Annotated in this window: 21 protein-coding genes and 4 tRNA genes; 14 read left to right on the top strand and 11 right to left on the bottom strand. The window is 64.6% G+C overall.

The genetic code is table 11. The annotated features are described in order from the left end of the window. The first annotated feature begins 26 nt into the window (after positions 1-26). Positions 27-103: transfer RNA gene (locus V6590_RS09795), tRNA-Met, on the top strand. Here V6590_RS09795 and V6590_RS20880 read toward each other — a convergent pair. The 4 genes from V6590_RS20880 to V6590_RS09815 form a co-directional block, all read right to left on the bottom strand. Continuing rightward, positions 60-1730: a recombinase family protein gene (locus tag V6590_RS20880; RefSeq protein ID WP_350339894.1), complete on the bottom strand. Its 1671-nt coding sequence runs from the start codon at positions 1728-1730 to the stop codon at positions 60-62. The genes V6590_RS09795 and V6590_RS20880 overlap by 44 nt on opposite strands. Continuing rightward, complete coding sequence (locus V6590_RS09805; protein ID WP_335422389.1) at positions 1685-1843, bottom strand: hypothetical protein; 159 nt, start codon at positions 1841-1843, stop codon at positions 1685-1687. Before V6590_RS09805 ends, V6590_RS20880 begins: the two co-directional genes overlap by 46 nt. An 85-nt stretch (positions 1844-1928) precedes the next feature. Then, positions 1929-2261: a hypothetical protein gene (locus tag V6590_RS09810; RefSeq protein WP_335422391.1), complete on the bottom strand. Its 333-nt coding sequence runs from the start codon at positions 2259-2261 to the stop codon at positions 1929-1931. Continuing rightward, a complete protein-coding gene (locus tag V6590_RS09815; RefSeq protein ID WP_335422393.1) occupies positions 2258-3880 on the bottom strand; it encodes a DinB/UmuC family translesion DNA polymerase in 1623 nt (540 codons plus the stop codon). The genes V6590_RS09810 and V6590_RS09815 overlap by 4 nt, the downstream gene beginning before the upstream one ends. A gap of 158 nt (positions 3881-4038) precedes the next feature. Between V6590_RS09815 and V6590_RS09820 the strand changes: the two genes are divergently transcribed. Together V6590_RS09820 and V6590_RS09825 are read left to right on the top strand one after the other, a co-directional pair. Then, positions 4039-4329 carry a DUF2190 family protein gene (locus tag V6590_RS09820; protein WP_335422523.1) on the top strand — a complete coding sequence of 97 codons (291 nt, stop codon included), beginning with the start codon at positions 4039-4041 and terminating at the stop codon, positions 4327-4329. Between the two features lie 305 nt (positions 4330-4634). Further along, positions 4635-5678, top strand: a complete 1044-nt coding sequence (locus tag V6590_RS09825) for a tyrosine-type recombinase/integrase (protein ID WP_335422395.1) — start codon at positions 4635-4637, stop codon at positions 5676-5678. 52 nt (positions 5679-5730) lie between these two features. On the opposite strand, the gene V6590_RS09830 is transcribed toward V6590_RS09825, so the two are convergent. Continuing rightward, positions 5731-5814 (bottom strand) — tRNA-Tyr (locus tag V6590_RS09830). Positions 5815-5932: 118 nt separating this feature from the next. Between V6590_RS09830 and rlmB the strand changes: the two genes are divergently transcribed. Further along, positions 5933-6721, top strand: a complete 789-nt coding sequence (gene rlmB, locus V6590_RS09835) for a 23S rRNA (guanosine(2251)-2'-O)-methyltransferase RlmB (protein ID WP_335422397.1) — start codon at positions 5933-5935, stop codon at positions 6719-6721. A 163-nt stretch (positions 6722-6884) separates the two neighbouring features. Next, the gene (locus V6590_RS09840) at positions 6885-7313 is read left to right on the top strand and encodes a CoA-binding protein (RefSeq protein ID WP_335422399.1); all 429 of its coding nucleotides are present in this window, start codon (positions 6885-6887) and stop codon (positions 7311-7313) included. On the opposite strand, the gene V6590_RS09845 is transcribed toward V6590_RS09840, so the two are convergent. Further along, on the bottom strand, positions 7314-7643 hold the full coding sequence (locus V6590_RS09845; protein ID WP_335422401.1) for a hypothetical protein: 330 nt from the start codon (positions 7641-7643) through the stop codon (positions 7314-7316). Between the two features lie 257 nt (positions 7644-7900). Between V6590_RS09845 and V6590_RS09850 the strand changes: the two genes are divergently transcribed. The 5 genes from V6590_RS09850 to V6590_RS09870 all read left to right on the top strand — a co-directional run bounded on the left by V6590_RS09850 (position 7901) and on the right by V6590_RS09870 (position 10323). Continuing rightward, positions 7901-7975 (top strand) — tRNA-Gly (locus V6590_RS09850). A 21-nt stretch (positions 7976-7996) separates the two neighbouring features. Beyond that, positions 7997-8071: transfer RNA gene (locus V6590_RS09855), tRNA-Gly, on the top strand. A 112-nt stretch (positions 8072-8183) separates the two neighbouring features. Next, positions 8184-8771 (top strand): imidazoleglycerol-phosphate dehydratase HisB, encoded by a 588-nt coding sequence (hisB, locus tag V6590_RS09860; protein WP_335422403.1) that lies wholly within the window; start codon positions 8184-8186, stop codon positions 8769-8771. A gap of 2 nt (positions 8772-8773) precedes the next feature. After that, the gene (gene hisH, locus V6590_RS09865; RefSeq protein WP_335422405.1) at positions 8774-9412 is read left to right on the top strand and encodes an imidazole glycerol phosphate synthase subunit HisH; all 639 of its coding nucleotides are present in this window, start codon (positions 8774-8776) and stop codon (positions 9410-9412) included. Continuing rightward, complete coding sequence (locus V6590_RS09870; protein WP_335422407.1) at positions 9412-10323, top strand: glutaminase; 912 nt, start codon at positions 9412-9414, stop codon at positions 10321-10323. The genes hisH and V6590_RS09870 overlap by 1 nt, the downstream gene beginning before the upstream one ends. Here the strand turns inward: V6590_RS09870 and V6590_RS09875 are convergent. Both V6590_RS09875 and V6590_RS09880 read right to left on the bottom strand, forming a co-directional pair. Further along, on the bottom strand, positions 10309-11166 hold the full coding sequence (locus V6590_RS09875) for a DMT family transporter (protein WP_335422409.1): 858 nt from the start codon (positions 11164-11166) through the stop codon (positions 10309-10311). The two genes, V6590_RS09870 and V6590_RS09875, sit on opposite strands and share 15 nt — an antisense overlap. 162 nt (positions 11167-11328) lie before the next feature. Continuing rightward, the gene (locus tag V6590_RS09880) at positions 11329-11712 is read right to left on the bottom strand and encodes a DUF2147 domain-containing protein (RefSeq protein WP_335422411.1); all 384 of its coding nucleotides are present in this window, start codon (positions 11710-11712) and stop codon (positions 11329-11331) included. Between the two features lie 150 nt (positions 11713-11862). Between V6590_RS09880 and hisA the strand changes: the two genes are divergently transcribed. Genes hisA through V6590_RS09900 form a run of 4 tightly spaced genes read left to right on the top strand, consistent with a single transcriptional unit; the run spans position 11863 to position 13955 of the window. Next, positions 11863-12582: a 1-(5-phosphoribosyl)-5-[(5-phosphoribosylamino)methylideneamino]imidazole-4-carboxamide isomerase gene (gene hisA / locus V6590_RS09885; RefSeq protein WP_335422413.1), complete on the top strand. Its 720-nt coding sequence runs from the start codon at positions 11863-11865 to the stop codon at positions 12580-12582. Between the two features lie 3 nt (positions 12583-12585). Next, entirely contained in the window at positions 12586-12882 is a 297-nt protein-coding gene (locus tag V6590_RS09890) for a hypothetical protein (RefSeq protein WP_335422415.1), read from the top strand. A 3-nt stretch (positions 12883-12885) separates the two neighbouring features. After that, complete coding sequence (hisF, locus tag V6590_RS09895) at positions 12886-13647, top strand: imidazole glycerol phosphate synthase subunit HisF (protein WP_335422418.1); 762 nt, start codon at positions 12886-12888, stop codon at positions 13645-13647. Next, entirely contained in the window at positions 13644-13955 is a 312-nt protein-coding gene (locus V6590_RS09900) for a phosphoribosyl-ATP diphosphatase (RefSeq protein ID WP_335422419.1), read from the top strand. Before hisF ends, V6590_RS09900 begins: the two co-directional genes overlap by 4 nt. Before the next feature lie 56 nt (positions 13956-14011). On the opposite strand, the gene V6590_RS09905 is transcribed toward V6590_RS09900, so the two are convergent. The 3 genes from V6590_RS09905 to V6590_RS09915 form a co-directional block, all read right to left on the bottom strand. Then, the gene (locus tag V6590_RS09905) at positions 14012-15142 is read right to left on the bottom strand and encodes an iron-containing alcohol dehydrogenase (protein ID WP_335422420.1); all 1131 of its coding nucleotides are present in this window, start codon (positions 15140-15142) and stop codon (positions 14012-14014) included. Beyond that, positions 15139-16623 carry a glycerol kinase GlpK gene (gene glpK, locus V6590_RS09910; protein WP_335422422.1) on the bottom strand — a complete coding sequence of 495 codons (1485 nt, stop codon included), beginning with the start codon at positions 16621-16623 and terminating at the stop codon, positions 15139-15141. The genes V6590_RS09905 and glpK overlap by 4 nt, the downstream gene beginning before the upstream one ends. A gap of 98 nt (positions 16624-16721) precedes the next feature. Further along, positions 16722-17222 carry a hypothetical protein gene (locus V6590_RS09915; protein WP_335422424.1) on the bottom strand — a complete coding sequence of 167 codons (501 nt, stop codon included), beginning with the start codon at positions 17220-17222 and terminating at the stop codon, positions 16722-16724. Between the last annotated feature and the right edge of the window lie 15 nt (positions 17223-17237).

The following is a 17237-nucleotide window of genomic DNA, read 5'->3' on the forward strand; positions in this document are numbered from 1 at the left end:
CGCCTGCGCTTAGTTACCGCGCCAGTGGCTAGGTAGCTCAGTTGGTTAGAGCACGCGACTCATAATCGCGGGGTCGGGGGTTCAAATCCCCCCCTCGCCACCACTGTTCCCCCCACCATAGATGCGGATGTGCTGGGCACCTTGATGAGGTGTGCCAAGGTCCCGTCAATCTCGATCGAGATTTGCCCGGGCCCGGTGCCCCTGCGCACGGTCACAGTGTTGATCACGCGCCGCAGTAGGTCGGCAATGCGCAGGCGTGACGCCGATTCATCACTGGCCATGATCGGTGCCAGGTCAGCAATGGCGCGGCGGTATCCGGCCACGGCTTGCGGGTGCAGGGCAACCAGATCCAGCGGCGGCGGGGCCAGCGCCAAGGCCGCCCTGGCCTCAGCCAGATCGCGGCAGCGCTGGTCATACTCAGCCGCGATTCGATCCACATCCCCCATGCCCCGTGCAATGAATGACAACAGGCGCCCGACCTCTGCGTCCAGTCGCGCCACCTTCCGTTCCAGATCGGCCCTGCGCTTGGCTTCGCCGGCATAGTATTCGCGCCGGGCTTCGTTATAGGCGTTGACGTAGATTTCCAGCGCGCGGGGCTGGGCCAGCTCCTGTTCCAGAAGGTGCAGCACCATGGCCTCGATCCGATCGAGGTAGAACGTGTGCGGGTCGGGGCAACTGCGGCTGGTGGAGTGGCAGGTGCATTCGATGCGTACGCGGCCGCTTTTGTCTTTGCCCTTTGCCGACATGCCGGAACCGCAGGCACCGCACCGCAGCAGGCCAGACAGGGGGCGCACCTGGCGGCGCATGCGGGCACGCTCTTGGTGTGTGACGGGTCGGGGTGCGATGCGTTCCTGTGCGTGCTTCCATAGGTCTTCCGGCACGATCTGCAGGTCAAGCGCGGTGCTGATCCGATGTTCGGATGTGTCATTGGTACGCTGCACCCTGCGCCCGGTTTCTGGGTCCTTGATCAGGCGCGCCTTGTTCCAGACGATCCGGCCACTGTAGAGGTCATTGCGCAGGATGCCGGATCGGCGCTGTTCCCAGCCATAGATCGTGCTGGCTGCCCATTTGCTGGATCGTGGCGCCGGGATTCCATCTGCATTCAGCCCAGCTGCGATCTGAGTCGGCGATGCTCCCCCGACGAATTCCGCGAAGATGCGCCGGATCACTGTGGCCTCATCGTCCTGGATGATAAGTCGGCCGGGATTTGCAGGGTCGGCCCGATAGCCATAGGCACGGCCCCCGGCTGACAGGCCCTGTGCAACCTTGCCCGCCAAGCCGCGCCGCACCTTGCGGGCATTGTCTTCGCGGTAGAGCTGACCAACCAGCCCGCGCAGCCCCACGGTCACGGTGGATGCCACGCCTTCATGCACGGCGATGATTTCAACCCCGGCAAAAGTCAGCCGTTTATGGATGCCGGCAAGATCTTCCATGTCGCGCGACAGGCGGTCCAGCTCCTCGACCACCAGCACCTCGAACTTGCCCGCCTGAGCATCGGCCAGCATTCGCAACAGGCCGTCGCGTCCGATGATCGAGGCCCCCGATTGTGCCGCATCAGAATAGAGCGTGCCCAGAGTCAAACCATTGAGCGCGGCAAAGCGACGGATCAGGGCTTCCTGATCCTCGATCGAGCGTTCGTTCTGCAGGTCTGTGCTGTAGCGGCTGTATCCGGCGGCGCGGCGGGTCACGGTTGCTTCCTTGGTGTCATTGCGGCCAGATGATCGGCCCATGCCTGCTCTCGCGCAAGGGCGATCAGCAGGTCTGTCGTCATGGCATCCAGCGTTTCGCGCGCCTCTGGAGGCATCGCGGCGCGGGGTAGCGATGGCAGGCGGTGAAGCGTCATGCGGTTGCTCCGGGGGAAAAGCCCCCCGGCCGCAGCCGGGGGCAGGTCAGGGAGGTGCGCGCCATTGCCCCGGCGCGCTTGGGGGTCACTTTGTCGGGTGGGTGATCGATGCGCCGCTGAAGACCTGTTCGCGGTAGCGGCGGCGGAAGACTTCGGCGTCCATCCCCACGGCCTCGGCGGCCTTGATCATGGACGGGTATTCGATACCGTTCACGACGCAGGATCTGGCCTTGCCTGCCTTGCGATAGAGGCCGACATTTTCCAGCCGCCCGGCATCGAGCGCGCGGGCGACGGTGGTCAGGTGGACGCGGAGGCTGCGGGCTGCGGCGCCCATTGACGGATAGACTGTGCCCCTGATCCTGATCGGTGTCGCGGTGCTGGGCAGGCGCGGTGTGGAGCTTGCGTTGGTCATCGTCATGCCGATGCCCCCTTGCCCTGGGCCAGTTCGGGCGGCAGCCATGCGTCAATGCGCGCGTTTTCCTCGCGCGACAGGCCAAGGCGTTCCCGATAGTCGGTGTCGTGGAAAAGCTGTTCCAGCAGCTTGGCCTTTTCGCCCTTCTTCAGCCCGGCGAAGCGGTTGCGGTCTGCTGCCTCCATCGGGCAAAGGTCTTGCCAGATGCCATCCAGATGCCCGGTGGGCAGGCGCTTGAAGTAGTTTTCAGCGCTCGGATTCCAGACCTTGCGCGGGTTGACCTGCAGCATGTTGGCCAGCGCGCGGCCAAAGTCAGAATTGGCAACGGTAAAGGTGCGGGTCAGCGCGGCGGTGATGCGGGCGTTGCGGTCTTTCTTCGATCCGGCCTGCAGGTCGGTCAGCAAATCGATCGTCAGTTCACCCCGGCCCGTGCCTTCGACCGATTGCAACCTGGCATCGATCCGGGTTTCGTCCGGCTTCTGCGGGGTGATGTTTTGATAGGCCGGGTCCAAGGCCAGCGGTCTGCCCCACGCTGGCAGATCGGGGTCAAAGCACATGGCCAGCAGATCCAGCACCAGTTCCGGCTTGTCCAGCAGCGCGGTTTGCAGGGCCAGCGTGGCAATGGTGCGCAGGTCTTCGCGCAGGCTGGACGGGATGGTTTCGGCATTGGCGACGGTGCTGCCAGTATCATCACCGCCTTGCGGCTTTTCGCGCGGCGCCCGGGCATCGTAGAAGATCAGTGCGCCTTCGCGATCGACATAGATGAACGCGGTGGCCTGCGCTCTATCTTCATCGGTGTAGTCGCCGATGCGGCGGGCTTCCAGATCGTCAAGCCGTTCCTGTTCTTCATCAGTCAGTTCATCCAGCGCGCGAAGGCGATCGAGGTCCTGCTGGTCCGCCTCGGGCAGTTCGATGGTCTCGCGTTTAATGGGTCGGCCTGCATCATCGATCGCGTTGTGATTTGGATAGGATTCCGTGAATGCGACCACGGCTTTCCAGCCTTCGGCCAGTTTGGCCAGCCGATCCCGTTCCAGCTTTTCAGCAAAGCAGGCATCCAGAATATCGGGATCGAGCAAGACCTGCCGGTCCTGGAACAGATCGGTTTGGGTGCGGCCACATGCACAACCACCAGCTGGTGCTGATCGTTGATGCAGGCCGAGAGGCCAGAGCCATCGGGCAGGGTGGCGGTCAGCGCATAATGATCGTCGGACTGGCGCACCGGCGTCAGATGGCCAAGCCTCGCGCCAGAGTGCGCGGTTGATCCGCAGGAAAGTGGCCGTGTCCTGGCTGGGGGTACATTTCACGGATCGGCCCCAGCTGCGGCACCCTATGGGTGAGATAAACAGGGAGAAATTGGCCGCCACCCTGTCATCACGCCGCAGGCGGGCAGATGATTTCTCGATCAGCCAGCGCGAAACCAGATAAGCCTCGGTTGGCCGTCGAAAGGCGGGGGCCAGCACCTTCGAATTGCCGTAGCCGCCGCGCTTGGTCTGCACCAGTGGTATGTCCATGCACTGCAGCGCCCGCACGAACCGCTCGCCCTCGACGCTGCGCCATATCGCGCGGGCCAATTGGCAGAGCGCGGTCACATCCCGCACGCCAGCGCGTAGTAGCCGCTCACGCATCGCGCTCGATATGCCCGGCAAATCGTCCAAGGCAAGATGTGCAATGCGATCGTGCATGTTGTCAGCAAATAGCCACTGAAACCCGTTCGGCTTTTCGAGCTTCCCAGCGATCTTCGCGAGTAGGTGGTTCGGGCCGATGCCTGCACTGAAACGCAGGCATCCCGAGTCCCGCGGCGGTAACCTTTGGTGGTGTGGTCATCGCGGGCGCAATCATCGGCGTTGTTCAAGGTGACGCGGCTTCCGGCGCATCGGTTGACGTGAAAACTTCCGGGGTATGGGCGCTGCCCAAGGTGGCGGCTGACAACATGACCCTTGGCGCGCCGATCTATTGGGCCAGCGGCTCCAACCTTGCCACCATCACTGCTTCCGGTAACACGAAAATAGGCGTGGCAGTGGAAGCTGCGGCGGCGTCTACCGGAACCGTTAAGGTGCGGCTTTCGGGCTTCTGAGGTGCAGCCGATGACCGACGTAGCCCGTTCCCCCATGACGCAGATGCTCGCGAAGCGTGGCCTCTCTCGCAGTGAGGCTGCGGGCTACATCGGCATTGGCACAACCCTTTTCGACAAGATGGCTGAAGCGGGGCAGATGCCCCGCCCCAAGCGGATCGGCGTTCGAAACGTCTGGGATCGGTTCGAAGTCGACTTGGCATTCGACCGTTTGTCGACCGACAATCCCGACTGCGTCGACGCAGACGCGAACGATTGGGATTTACTGTATGCAACAACTCCGACGACCACCGAAATATTGCCAGGGCATGATAGACCTCCACGGCAAGCCGCGATGGTATTTCCGCCGTCCCGGCTTCCCGCGCCGCGCCCTTCCGGGCCTGCCCTGGTCCCCGCAATTCATGGCCGAATATGCGGCTGCGATGGAAGGCGACAAGGCAGAGATCGGCAAGAAACAGACCCTGCAGGGCAGCATCGCAGCCTTGATTGCCAGCTACTATCGCAGCGCGGAATACAGCGGCATGGCCGACTCCACCAAGCGCGCGGTTCGGAACATCCTCGAACGGTTCCGCGCCGAACACGGGGACAAGCGAGTCGCGCATCTGGAAAAGCGGCACATTCAGAAGATCATGGCAGGGAAGGCTACAACGCCCGACGCAGCGAACCGGCTTCTGCGCCTTCTGCGAACCCTCATCGCCCATGCTATTGATCTGGGCTGGCGGCGCGATGATCCGACTGCGAGCGTCAAGAAACTGCGCCACCGCACCGAAGGTTTCACCACATGGGAAGAAGAACACATTGACGCCTTTCTTGCGCATCATGGCGCGGGCAGCCGGGCGCATCTGGCGTTTTCGCTCTTGCTCCACACGGGCCCGCGGCGCGGCGACGTGGTGCGCATGGGGCGTCAGCATGTGCGGGCGGGCGTCCTGTCCATCGTGCAACAGAAAACGGGGCAGGAAGTCAGCATTCCCGTTCACCCGCACCTTCGCGCGGCTCTGGACGCTCTGCCCAAGGACAACCTGACTTTCATCATGTCGGAACGCGGCAAGCCGATGACTCCCGAAGGGTTCACCAACTGGTTCCGCAAGATTGTGGAAGCCGTGGTCGACGATGACGGCAAGCGGCTGTTGCCGGATGGGCTTTCGCCGCATGGGCTGCGCAAGGCGACGTGCCGCCGACTCGCGGAAGCCGGGTGCAGCGCGCATGAGATCATGGCTATCAGCGGTTACCAAACGCTCGCCGAAGTCACCCGTTACACCGTAGCGGCGAACCGCGTCTACCTTGCCGAACGGGCGGTCGCGGCTCTGGAGCAGCAAGAAGCGCGAACAAAAACTGTAAAACCAGCGCCATAGGTTTACAAAACAGCCCCGCAGGGCATTGATTTTCTTGGAGAAAATATGAGGATGGTGGGCGACCCTGGAATCGAACCAGGCACGAGTCGCCTCGGCGGAGTTACAGTCCGCTGCCGCACCTTGCAGCACGTCGCCCACTGGCGGCGGATGTAACCGGGGGCGGCGGGGGCGTCAAGGCGGAAAGTGAAGGATTTTCGCTTGCACCCTGCGCGCCGCCCGGCGCATTGTCCGCCGATATCTGAGAGGGTGCCAAGATGAGCGGCGACGGCAAGAAACCGGCCTGGGTGATCGACAAGGAACGCGCCAAACGGGCGGCGGAAAAGGAAACTGTCTGGCTGTTCGGCCTGCATGCGGTGCGCGATGCCCTGCTCAATCCGCGTCGGCGCAAGCTGCGGCTGGTGCTGACCAAGAACGCCTACGACAAGCTGGCCGATGCGGTGGCCGAGGCGGGGATGGAGCCCGAAATTGTCGATCCGCGCAAGTTCAGCGTGCCGATTGATGAAGGATCGGTTCATCAAGGCGCCGCGCTGGAGGCCAAGCCGCTGGATTGGGGCAAGCTTGCCGATGTGGCGATTTCCGGGGCCGGGGCACCGCTGGTCGTGCTGCTGGACCGGGTTACCGATCCGCATAATGTGGGGGCGGTGCTGCGGTCGGCCGAGGTGTTCGGGGCCCGCGCCGTGATCGCGCCGCGTCACCATTCGGCCCCCGAAACCGGCGCGCTGGCCAAGACGGCCAGCGGGGCGCTGGAACGCCAGCCCTATCTGCGGGTGGCCAATCTGGCCGATGCGATGATCGAACTGCGCGAGATGGGCTATATCCTGATCGGGCTGGATGGCGAATCGGAACTGACGGTTGCGCAGGCCGTGGCGCAGGCGGGCACCCGGCCACTGGCCTTGGTGATGGGGGCCGAAGGGCCGGGCCTGCGCGAAAAGACCCGCGAAACCTGCGACCATCTGGTGCGCATTCCCTATGCCGGGAATTTCGGTTCGCTCAATGTCTCCAATGCCGCTGCCGTCGCGCTTTACGCGGTCAGCCAGCGCTGAGTTCACAAGTCCGCGACCATGACTTTAACGCTTTTTCAACGCGCCCCATATCAAACTGGCAAGGACTGGCCCGGAACTCCTGTCCTTTTCTCTTACTGTCCCTCGTTCCACACCTTGCGCCCGGTCTTTTGGCCCGGGCGCTTTTTTGTGACCGGAGCCGCAAATGACCGATGACGACCTGCGCCGCATTCTTGGGGAAACCCGCGTGATCGCCCTTGTCGGCTGGTCACCCAAGGCTGACCGGCCCAGCCATCGTGTTGCGGCCTTTCTGAAGTCGCAAGGCTATCGGGTGATCCCGGTCAACCCCGGGCAGGCCGGACAGCAGGCCCTTGGCGAAACCGTGCGCGCCAGCCTGTCAGAGATCGACGAAGCTGTGGACATGGTGGATATCTTCCGCCGCAGCGAAGAGGTTCCGGCCGTGGTGGAAGAGGCGCTGGCTGCATTGCCGGGGTTGAAAACCGTCTGGATGCAGTTGGGCATCGAACATGCGGGCGCGGCGGCGATGGCCGAAGCACGCGGCATTCAGGTTGTGCAGAATCGGTGCCCGGCGATCGAAATTCCGCGGCTCGGGCTGGGCAGCGGCGTGCATTGATCAGCCCTTGATGGCCGGGCAATCTGCTTTCAACGCTTTCTTCATCTTGGCAAATTGCAGAGCGACCCGTCCCGGGTCTGGCAGTGTTTCCAATGCGGCCAGGTTGTTGGTGCCGTTGGACCAGGAGTCGAGCAGGAGTGCCAATACATCGGGGTCAAGCGTTGCTTCGGCCACTTTCATAACACAATGGCAGCCTTCAAGGCCGAGTCCATTGTCGCGCCCGTCTGACACCATGTTCTGACAAGCCGTTTCGCCGGTAACGGCGCCTGCCTGAACCGGAATCATGGAAAACAGGCTGAGCAGCACGGCAAGGCTGACGCTGCGGGGCATGGCGTTAACTCCTTTGGGTTGATTGTGGGTATCACTTTTCTCACTTTGAGCACAAGAACCGCCCGTGTCGCGGCGTCAGGCCTCCTTTCCCGGCATATCCTCAGGGGTGAAGCTTTGTTGCTCGGCGGGGGCAGGGGGCGGTCTGATCGGCAGCATGGGCCAACCCTTCGCCTTCTGACAACTTTTTCGCAGCCTTGGGTGTTTTTCCGCTTGCGGCCACGCGCACCATCGCCTAAATCCCCGCTCACCGAAACGGGGCGGGCGTAGCTCAGGGGTAGAGCATAACCTTGCCAAGGTTAGGGTCGTGAGTTCGAATCTCATCGCCCGCTCCAATTCGGTGAAAATCTGGCAGCGCGGGCGTAGCTCAGGGGTAGAGCATAACCTTGCCAAGGTTAGGGTCGTGAGTTCGAATCTCATCGCCCGCTCCAGATTGCAGAAAGGGCGGTCCTGCGGGGCCGCCTTTTGCATTCCGGCAGGACGGTTGCCCCCCCCGGCACAGCGGCCTATAAGGCGCGCGACAGCAGCCATCCGGGGAATGCCATGCGCCGCGCCGAAATCCGCCGCACCACCGCCGAAACCGAAATCGCGGTTGCAATCAACCTTGATGGCAGCGGCGCCTATGACATGGCGACGGGCGTGGGCTTTTTTGATCACATGCTCGACCAGCTGTCGCGTCATTCGCTGATCGACATGACCGTGCGCTGCAAGGGCGATCTGCATATCGACGATCATCACACGGTCGAAGATGTGGGCATCGCGCTGGGTCAGGCGCTGGCGCAGGCCCTGGGCGACAAGAAGGGCATCCGCCGCTATGGCGAATGCACCCTGCCGATGGATGACGCGCAGGTGCGCTGCGCGCTCGATCTTTCGGCCCGGCCCTTCCTGATCTGGAATGTCCCCTTCCCGACCCAGAAGATCGGCACCTTCGATACCGAGCTGGTGCGCGAATTCTTTCAGGCCTTCTCCACCCATGGCGGCATCACCCTGCATATCGACATGGTGCATGGCGTGAACAGCCACCACATCGCCGAGGCCGCCTTCAAGGCCGTGGCCCGCGCCTTGCGCCAGGCGGTCGAAACCGATCCGCGCAAGGCCGATGCCATCCCCTCCACCAAGGGCGCGCTGTAACCATGCTGACAGTTCTGGTTGATTACGACAGCGGCAACCTGCATTCCGCCGAAAAAGCCTTTCAGCGCATGGCGCTGGAGGTGGGCGCCGGCGATATTCTGGTGACATCCCGCCCCGAGGATGTCGCCCGCGCCGACCGAATCGTGCTGCCCGGCGATGGTGCCTTCCCGGCTTGCCGCCGCGCGCTTGGCGAATATGGCGGGCTGTTCGAGGCGATCTCGGATGCCGTCCGCAGCAAGGGCCGCCCCTTCATGGGCATCTGCGTCGGCATGCAGATGCTGGCGACCTGGGGCCGCGAATATGAAGACACCCCCGGTTTCGACTGGATCAGCGGTGAGGTGACGCGCATCACGCCCGCCGACCCCACGCTGAAAGTGCCGCATATGGGCTGGAACGATCTGGTGATCGACCACCCGCACCCGCTGCTCGACGGCGTGCAAACCGGCGATCACGCCTATTTCGTGCACAGCTATGCCGTCCGTGTGGCCAACCCGGCGGAACGCCTCGCCCATGTTGATTACGCGGGCGATGTGACCGCCATCATCGGCGCGGGCAATATCGTGGGCACCCAGTTCCACCCCGAGAAATCGCAAGCCACCGGCCTGCGCATCATTGCCAATTTCCTGCGCTGGAAGCCCTGATGGACCTGCAACCGATCCTCGACCGGATCGGGGCCGAGATGCAGGCCGCCCCCGACCGGGGGCGCGTGGCCGATTACATCCCCGAACTGGCCCGCGTCTCGACCGATCATTTCGCCATGGCCGTCTGCACCGCCGATGGGCAAACCTTCACCACCGGCGCGGCCGAGATGCCCTTCTCGATCCAGTCGGTCAGCAAGGTCTTCACCCTTGCGCTTGCCCTTGGCCGCCTGGGCGATCAGCTCTGGTCGCGGGTGGGGCGCGAACCGTCGGGGCTGGCCTTCAACTCGGTCGTGCAGCTCGAATCCGAAAAGGGCATCCCCCGCAATCCCTTCATCAATGCGGGCGCCCTTGTCGTCACCGACGCCATCCTGCAAGGCCACCAGCCGCGCGAGGTGTTGGGCGAAATCCTGCGCTTCCTGCGCGAGGCCGCGGGCGAGGATGACATTCACATCAACAAGGCCGTCGCCGCGTCAGAACTGGCGCATGGCCACCGCAACCTAGCGCTGGCGCATTTCATGGCCGCCCATGGCAATCTGCGCTGCCCGCCCGAGGCGACCTGCGGCACCTATTTCCACCAATGCGCCATCGAGATGAGCGCGCGGCAACTGGCCCGTGCCGGACGCTTTCTGATGAATGCGCCCGGCATGCCGCGCCTTGTGGCGCCTGCCCGCACCCGCCGCATCAATGCGCTGATGATGACCTGCGGCCATTATGACGGTTCGGGCGAATTTGCCTATCGCGTGGGCCTGCCCGGCAAATCCGGCGTGGGCGGCGGCATCCTCGTCATCGCACCGGGCCGCGCCTCCATCGCCGTCTGGTCGCCGGGGCTGAACGCGCAGGGCAATTCGCAACTCGGCACCCTCGCCGTCGAACGCCTCGCGCGGGCGACGGGTTGGTCAGTTTTTGGCTGACCGCCGCACCACCGCCCAAAGCCCCACCGCAATCAGCGCAAAACCCGCAACATGCGGCAGGCCCAGCCGCGTGCCCAGAAAAACCGCGCCCAAAGCGGCGGCGGAGACCGGGATCAGAAAGGTGACCAGCGCCAGATTGACCACGCCCGCGCTGGCCAGCAGCCGGAAATAGAGCGCATAGGCCAAGGCAGTGGACAAAAGCGCAATCCCCGCCAGCGCGCCCCAGACCGGCAGCCCCGGCATCGGCAAGACCCAGGGCTGATCCACCACCAGCCAGAGCGGCGCGATCAGGATGGCCGAGGATGCCACCTGCCCGAACCCTGCCTGCAGGGGCTGCAGCCCCATGCCCGCCAGCCGCCGCCCCCAGATGCTGGCCACCGCATAGCTCAGCGCTGCCGCAAGGCAGGCCAGGAATGCCGGAACCGTCCCGACACCGCCGCCCGCCATCACCACCACGCCTGCAAATCCAAAGCCGATCCCCGCAACGCGCCGCGCCGTCAGTGCCTCGGCCCCGGCAAGATGGGCCACCACCACGGTCCACAAGGGCGTTGTCGCATTCAGGATCGCGGCAAGGGCACCGCTGATTTCACCCTGGGCAAAGGCGAACAGCGTGAACGGTATGACATTGTTCAGCAACCCCATCACCGCCAGCGCGCGCCACACTGCCGCGCCGCGCGGCAGCCGCCCGCCCAGCATCACCGCCAGGCACAGCGCGCCAAGCGCCACCCGGCCAAAGACCACGCTCAGCGCAGGCAGGCCGGTCAGCGCGATTTCGACAAAGAAGAACGATCCGCCCCATAACAGCGACAGCCCGATCAGCCGCCCCCAATCCGCCAGACCCATCGCCTGCCCCCCGATTTGACACCTGCGACAGTCCTGCCCCATTCCCGGCCCGGCTGCGACCCGAAAGCTGCGCAAGAGGCGGTGCCCCGTTCGATGGCATTTGAATCAAAAGCACCGGTTTCGCGCGCGAAACCGGTGCTTTCCTGTCGTCGATGAAGGTCGTTACTTGACCTTTTTCCAGGTCTGCGACTTGCAGATCAGCCCGCCCGCCACGCAACCGGCCAGTTTCATGGTCTTGCCCGACACTTCGGCCTTGCCGTTATAGATCTTGTCATTCGCGGGCCGCCAGACCTTGCCTTCGTAATTGCCATCCCCCACCGGGGCCATGTCGATCACGATCTGCTTGCCGACATTGGGCGACGCATAATCGGCACCATCCTTGAAGGCCTGGGTGATCTTGCCGCAAAAGGCCGCGCCGCAGGGCTTGATGGTGACATGGGCATAGGCCCCTTCATCTTCCTGTGTCTGCCAAACCCCTTCGATCGGATCGGCCATCGCCGCCCCGGCCACCAGTGACAGCGCCGCCGCGATCAGAAATTTCCGCATGGGTTCCTCCTCCCCTGTTATGGCAGCATGATCCGCATGGGTTGCAGATTCCCGCAAGCATGACGTTGCGGCCCCTGCGCTATGCTTGGGCCTTGCCGTCACGTCGGCACCATGCGAAACCGCCCCCGTCCAGCCAGAGCGGAGCCCGCCATGATCCTCTACCCCGCCATCGACCTGAAAGACGGCCAATGCGTGCGCCTGTTGCGCGGTGAAATGTCCGCCGCCACCGTCTTTGGCGATGACCCCGCCGCCCAGGCCGCCAAGTTCGAGGCGGCGGGTTGCGAATGGCTCCACCTTGTCGATCTCAACGGCGCCTTCGCAGGCCAGCCGGTGAATGGCGCGGCGGTCGAGGCGATCCTCGCGCGCTGCACCGTCCCCGCCCAGCTGGGCGGCGGCATCCGCGACATGGCCACCATCGAGATGTGGCTTTCCAAGGGCCTCGCCCGCGTCATCCTCGGCACCGTCGCCGTGGAAAACCCTGCGCTGGTACGCGAAGCCGCCCGCGCCTTCCCCGGCAAGGTGGCTGTGGGCATTGACGCCCGCAAGGGCTTTGTCGCCACCAAAGGCTGGGCCGAGGAAACCACCGTGCAGGCAACCGACCTCGCGCGCAGCTTCGAGGATGCAGGCGTCGCCGCCATCATCTACACCGATATCGACCGCGACGGCGCCATGCAGGGCCCGAATATCGAGGCGACCGAGGCCCTCGCCCGCGCCGTCTCCATCCCGGTCATCGCCTCGGGCGGTGTGTCGCGCATGGAAGACCTGATCGCGCTGCGCGACACCGGCGTGATCGCCGGAGCCATCTCGGGCCGCGCGCTTTATGATGGCGCGATTGACCTGACCCAGGCGCTGACCACACTCCGGGCCTGAGCCATGCGCAAATGGGTTTACGGCATCCTGATCCTCGGGCTGATCCTCTGCTTCAGCCCGCTTCTGGCCGTGATCTGGGCTGTGAACTTCGCCGCGCGCCATGGCTGCGACCTGCATGAAGGCGGCATCAACCCCTGCCTCGTCGATGGCGCGGATTGGGGCGAAACGCTCTACACCGCCTTCGTCTCGGGCTGGTTCATGCTGCTCACCCTGCCCGTCGCGGGCATCTTGGGCATTGTTCTTCTGGCCTTCGCGCTTTACGACCTGATCCGCACCCTGAGAGCCAGAGGACGCAGCTGAGCCATGCTGAAAACCCGCATCATCCCTTGCCTTGATGTCGCAGATGGCCGCGTGGTCAAGGGCGTGAATTTCGTGAACCTGATCGATGCGGGCGACCCGGTCGAGGCCGCCAAGGCCTATGATGCCGCCGGCGCCGATGAGCTCACCTTCCTCGACATCCACGCCACCCATGAAAACCGCGGCACCATGTTCGATCTGGTTACCCGCACCGCCGAACAGTGCTTCATGCCGCTCACCGTGGGCGGCGGCGTCCGCACGCCCGAAGATGTGCGCGCCCTGCTGCTCGCGGGCGCCGACAAGGTTTCGTTCAACTCCGCCGCCGTGGCCGATCCCGATGTGGTCGCCCGCAGCGCCGACCGCTTCGGCAGCCAATGCATCGTGGTGGCCATCGACGCCAAAACCGTGGCCCCCGGCAAATGGGAGATCTTCACCCATGGCGGCCGCAAACCCACCGGCATCGACGCCGTGGACTTTGCCCGCACCGTCGCCACCAAGGGCGCGGGCGAAATTCTCCTCACCTCGATGGACCGCGATGGCACCAAGGGCGGCTACAACCTGCCCCTCACCCGCGCCATCGCCGATGCCGTCTCGATCCCCGTCATCGCCTCCGGCGGCGTCGGCACGCTCGACCACCTTGTCGAGGGCGTGATCGAAGGCCATGCCTCCGCTGTGCTGGCCGCCTCGATCTTCCACTTCGGCACCTATACCATCGGCGAAGCCAAGGCGCATATGGCCGCCGCCGGTATTCCGATGAGGCTGCAATGAGCGAAATTCACGATCTGGCCGCCACGATCCAATCGCGCAAGGGGGCGGACCCCGACAGCAGCTGGACGGCCAAGCTTTTCGCCAAAGGGCCCGAGAAATGCGCCGAGAAATTCGGCGAAGAGGCCATCGAGGCCATCATCGAGGCCGTGAAGGGCGACCGCGCCAAACTGGTCTCCGAGGCCGCCGATGTGATTTATCACCTGCTCGTCATGCTGACCGCGCGTGATGTGACACTGGCCGAGGTGGAGGCCGAGCTTGCCCGCCGCGCTGGCACGTCCGGTCTGGAGGAAAAGGCGGCGCGCGGCTGATCTGCCCGCGCAACCTCCAACCGACGGGTTGTTTCGCAGGGGGCAGGCAGGGGCGCTCAGACCGCCGCCTGCAGCACCGCCACCAGATCGTCGGGCGACAGGGGCACCGGATTGCCCTTCATGGAGGAGGAAACCGCCGAAGCCTCGGCCACCGCCCGAAAATCGGTAGGGGCCAGACCAAGAGCGGTGATCCCCGGCAGACCCTGCTGTCGCGCCCAGAGGGTGAGCGTTTGCGGTGCCTCTGCCTGTTCGCCACCGAACAGCTGCGCAATGGTGGCGCAGACCCTGTCGATCCGGTCTGAAGGCGCACGGGCACGGTTCATCGCCAGCACAGGCCCCAGAAGCGTGCCGCAAATCGCACCATGGGCAGCACCCGTCAGCCCGCCGATCACCCCCGCCAGCCCATGCACCGCGCCCAGCCCCGCATTGGCCAGCGCAATCCCGCCCGTCAGCGATACATGGGCCAGGGCGTCGCGGGCTGCCGGATCTTCGCCCTGCATCAACCGGGCCAGCGCCTGCAATCCCTTGGCAATCGCCGGTTCTGTCAGCGCATCGGTGAAAGGATTGGCCTTGCAGGACAGATAGGGTTCGATCACCTGCGTCACCGCATCCAACCCCGATGCCAGCGTGGTGGCGCGCGGGCAATGATCGGTCAGCGCCGGATCGACAATGGCCAGCCGCGCCAGCATCCGGTCATCCCGCAAGCTGACCTTGCGGCCATGATCGGGCACGCCGATCACCGCGTTCTTGGTGGCTTCGGCCCCGGTTCCTGCCGTGCTGGGCAGGGCCACAAAGGGCAGGGGGGGCACGGTCAGCGGCAGGCCACGGCCCACCACTTCCAGATGATCCATCGGTCCGCCGGGGGCGGGGATCAGCGCGGCCAGCGCCTTTGCCATGTCCAGCACTGCGCCGCCGCCCAACCCCACCACGACCTGCGGCGCAAAGCCCCGTGTCTGCTGCAGCGCCGTTTCCAGCTGCGGGAGATCGGGTTCACCGGCGCAGGCCAGCGTTCGGGTTTCGCAGCCCTGCCCGCGCAAGCCCTGCAGCAGCCATTCGGCCCGTGCGGCATTGGCCCCGTGAACCAGCAAGACCCGCGCTCCAAATCCCGCGATCAGCGCAGGTGCCTTGGCCGCCTCACCCCGCCCGAACAGGATACGGGCGGGCATCGCAATCGCAAAGCGGGTCATACCGCCATCGTCGCGGCCACAGCGCGCCCCCAGCGGGCATACTTGGCCGCGCGCACCTCTTCGGCCATGGCCGGGTCAAAGCGCCGTTGCAGCGCCCAGCCCTTGGAAAACTCGGCCGGGGGCGGATAGACACCGGCTTGCAGCCCCGCCAGATAGGCGGCCCCAAGCGCGGTGGTTTCGGTCACCACCGGGCGATCCACCGGCGCTCCCAGAATATCGGCCAGGAACTGCATGGCCCAATCGCTGGCCACCATGCCGCCATCCACCCGCAAGACCCCATCCGCCGCCGCGCCCCAATCGGCGCGCATCGCCTCCAGCAGATCGCGGGTCTGATAGCCCACGCTTTCCAGCGCAGCCCGGGCCAGTTCCGCCGGGCCGGAATTGCGCGTCAGCCCATAGACGGCACCACGGCAATCGGGCCGCCAATAGGGCGCGCCAAGGCCGGTGAAGGCGGGCACCAGCACCACCTCTTGCGCAGGATCGGCCGCTTCGGCCAAGGGCTGGGTTTCCTTTGCTTCGCGGATGATCTTCAAGCCGTCACGCAGCCATTGCACCACAGCACCCGCGATGAAGATCGAACCCTCCAGCGCATAGGTCGGTTGGCCGTTCAACTGATAGGCGATGGTGGTCAGCAGGCGGTTCTTTGACGGCACGCGGTCTGCCCCGGTATTCAGCAGCGCAAAACAGCCCGTGCCATAGGTGGATTTCATCATGCCCGGCGCGAAACAGGCCTGGCCCACCGTGGCGGCCTGCTGATCGCCCGCGACGCCGGCAATCGGAATTTCCCGTCCGAACAGATCGGCCCGGGTCGTGCCGTAATCCGCCGCGCAATCCTTCACCTCGGGCAAGATCGCCATGGGCACGCCCAGAAGCGCGCAAAGCTCGGCATCCCACCGCCCTTCGGCGATATTGTACAACATGGTGCGCGAGGCATTGGTGGCATCGGTCGCATGAACCCGTCCGCCGGTCAGCTTCCAGATCAGAAAGCAATCGACAGTGCCAAAGGCCAGCTCGCCCGCTTCGGCCCGGTCACGCGCACCGGGAATGTGATCCAGCAGCCATTTCACCTTGGTGCCGCTGAAATAGGGGTCCAGCAACAGGCCGGTGCGTGCGGTGACCATGGCTTCGTGCCCGGCATCGCGCAGCGCGGTGCAGGTATCGGCGGTGCGGCGATCCTGCCAGACAATCGCATTATGGATGGGCTGGCCCGTCGCCCGATCCCAGATCAGCGTGGTTTCGCGCTGATTGGTGATGCCGATGGCCGCAATCATTGCCACATCCACCCCGGCCTTTTCGATCACCGCCCGCGCGGTACCCGCCACGGTGGACCACAGATCAGCCGGATCGTGCTCCACCCAGCCGGGCCGGGGATAGTGCTGCGGAAACTCTTCTTGCGCGACAGCTACCACATGGCGGTCGGCGTCGAACAGGATGGCGCGGCTGGATGTGGTGCCCTGATCAATGGCAAGGATATGGGTCATGGAGAGCCTTTTCGTCGGTCGGGCCGGGGCAGGACGCGGGTCCGGCCCGGGGCAGCTACAGCGCCGGCAATGGACCGGCGCCGGATGGTGCGTCGGGATCAGGTCTTGCGGATGGCCTGCATCACGGCCACCAGAACGATGCCGTACAGGACATGGCCCACCAGCGCGACCCAGGTGATCCCGGTGAAATTCAGAAACAGCGGCAGGCCTGCGATCGCCGTGATGCCACCGATGGCAAAGACCCACAGGCCGAACCCATAGATCGTGGCGGGCAGCAGCCAATGGGTCGGTCCGATCACGCGGCGCCAGATCGGCGCGAAGATGAAGCTCCAGCCCACCGGATAGCCGATCAGCCCCACCAGATAGAAATGCACGAAATAGCCGGCAAAATCACCGTTCGGCAGGCCAAGGGCCGCAAGCAGGCTGCGCGCCAGGCCATGGGGCGACAAATTGGCAAACCCAAGCGCCGGGCTGATGACCTGCCCCCAGAGATCAAAGGCATTGCTGGCGAAAAACCCCGCGACAAACAGAAAACCAAGCGTTTGTGCATTGATTGCCGGGAGGGTGCCAAAAGCGTCAGCCGAGATACGGGTGGCCATAGTGTCAGTCCTTCG

Source organism: Gemmobacter denitrificans, from assembly GCF_036964905.1.
Taxonomy (GTDB): Bacteria; Pseudomonadota; Alphaproteobacteria; order Rhodobacterales; family Rhodobacteraceae; genus Gemmobacter; species Gemmobacter denitrificans.

Excerpts from the sequence above, each read along its gene's own strand:
- V6590_RS20880 (WP_350339894.1), bottom strand. The coding sequence starts at position 1,730 with ATGGGCCGATCATCTGGCCGCAATGACACCAAGGAAGCAACCGTGACC.
- V6590_RS09805 (WP_335422389.1), bottom strand. The coding sequence starts at position 1,843 with ATGACGCTTCACCGCCTGCCATCGCTACCCCGCGCCGCGATGCCTCCA.
- V6590_RS09810 (WP_335422391.1), bottom strand. The coding sequence starts at position 2,261 with ATGACGATGACCAACGCAAGCTCCACACCGCGCCTGCCCAGCACCGCG.
- V6590_RS09815 (WP_335422393.1), bottom strand. The coding sequence starts at position 3,880 with ATGCGTGAGCGGCTACTACGCGCTGGCGTGCGGGATGTGACCGCGCTC.
- V6590_RS09825 (WP_335422395.1), top strand. The coding sequence starts at position 4,635 with ATGATAGACCTCCACGGCAAGCCGCGATGGTATTTCCGCCGTCCCGGC.
- rlmB (WP_335422397.1), top strand. The coding sequence starts at position 5,933 with ATGAGCGGCGACGGCAAGAAACCGGCCTGGGTGATCGACAAGGAACGC.
- V6590_RS09840 (WP_335422399.1), top strand. The coding sequence starts at position 6,885 with ATGACCGATGACGACCTGCGCCGCATTCTTGGGGAAACCCGCGTGATC.
- V6590_RS09845 (WP_335422401.1), bottom strand. The coding sequence starts at position 7,643 with ATGCCCCGCAGCGTCAGCCTTGCCGTGCTGCTCAGCCTGTTTTCCATG.
- hisB (WP_335422403.1), top strand. The coding sequence starts at position 8,184 with ATGCGCCGCGCCGAAATCCGCCGCACCACCGCCGAAACCGAAATCGCG.
- hisH (WP_335422405.1), top strand. The coding sequence starts at position 8,774 with ATGCTGACAGTTCTGGTTGATTACGACAGCGGCAACCTGCATTCCGCC.
- V6590_RS09870 (WP_335422407.1), top strand. The coding sequence starts at position 9,412 with ATGGACCTGCAACCGATCCTCGACCGGATCGGGGCCGAGATGCAGGCC.
- V6590_RS09875 (WP_335422409.1), bottom strand. The coding sequence starts at position 11,166 with ATGGGTCTGGCGGATTGGGGGCGGCTGATCGGGCTGTCGCTGTTATGG.
- V6590_RS09880 (WP_335422411.1), bottom strand. The coding sequence starts at position 11,712 with ATGCGGAAATTTCTGATCGCGGCGGCGCTGTCACTGGTGGCCGGGGCG.
- hisA (WP_335422413.1), top strand. The coding sequence starts at position 11,863 with ATGATCCTCTACCCCGCCATCGACCTGAAAGACGGCCAATGCGTGCGC.
- V6590_RS09890 (WP_335422415.1), top strand. The coding sequence starts at position 12,586 with ATGCGCAAATGGGTTTACGGCATCCTGATCCTCGGGCTGATCCTCTGC.
- hisF (WP_335422418.1), top strand. The coding sequence starts at position 12,886 with ATGCTGAAAACCCGCATCATCCCTTGCCTTGATGTCGCAGATGGCCGC.
- V6590_RS09900 (WP_335422419.1), top strand. The coding sequence starts at position 13,644 with ATGAGCGAAATTCACGATCTGGCCGCCACGATCCAATCGCGCAAGGGG.
- V6590_RS09905 (WP_335422420.1), bottom strand. The coding sequence starts at position 15,142 with ATGACCCGCTTTGCGATTGCGATGCCCGCCCGTATCCTGTTCGGGCGG.
- glpK (WP_335422422.1), bottom strand. The coding sequence starts at position 16,623 with ATGACCCATATCCTTGCCATTGATCAGGGCACCACATCCAGCCGCGCC.
- V6590_RS09915 (WP_335422424.1), bottom strand. The coding sequence starts at position 17,222 with ATGGCCACCCGTATCTCGGCTGACGCTTTTGGCACCCTCCCGGCAATC.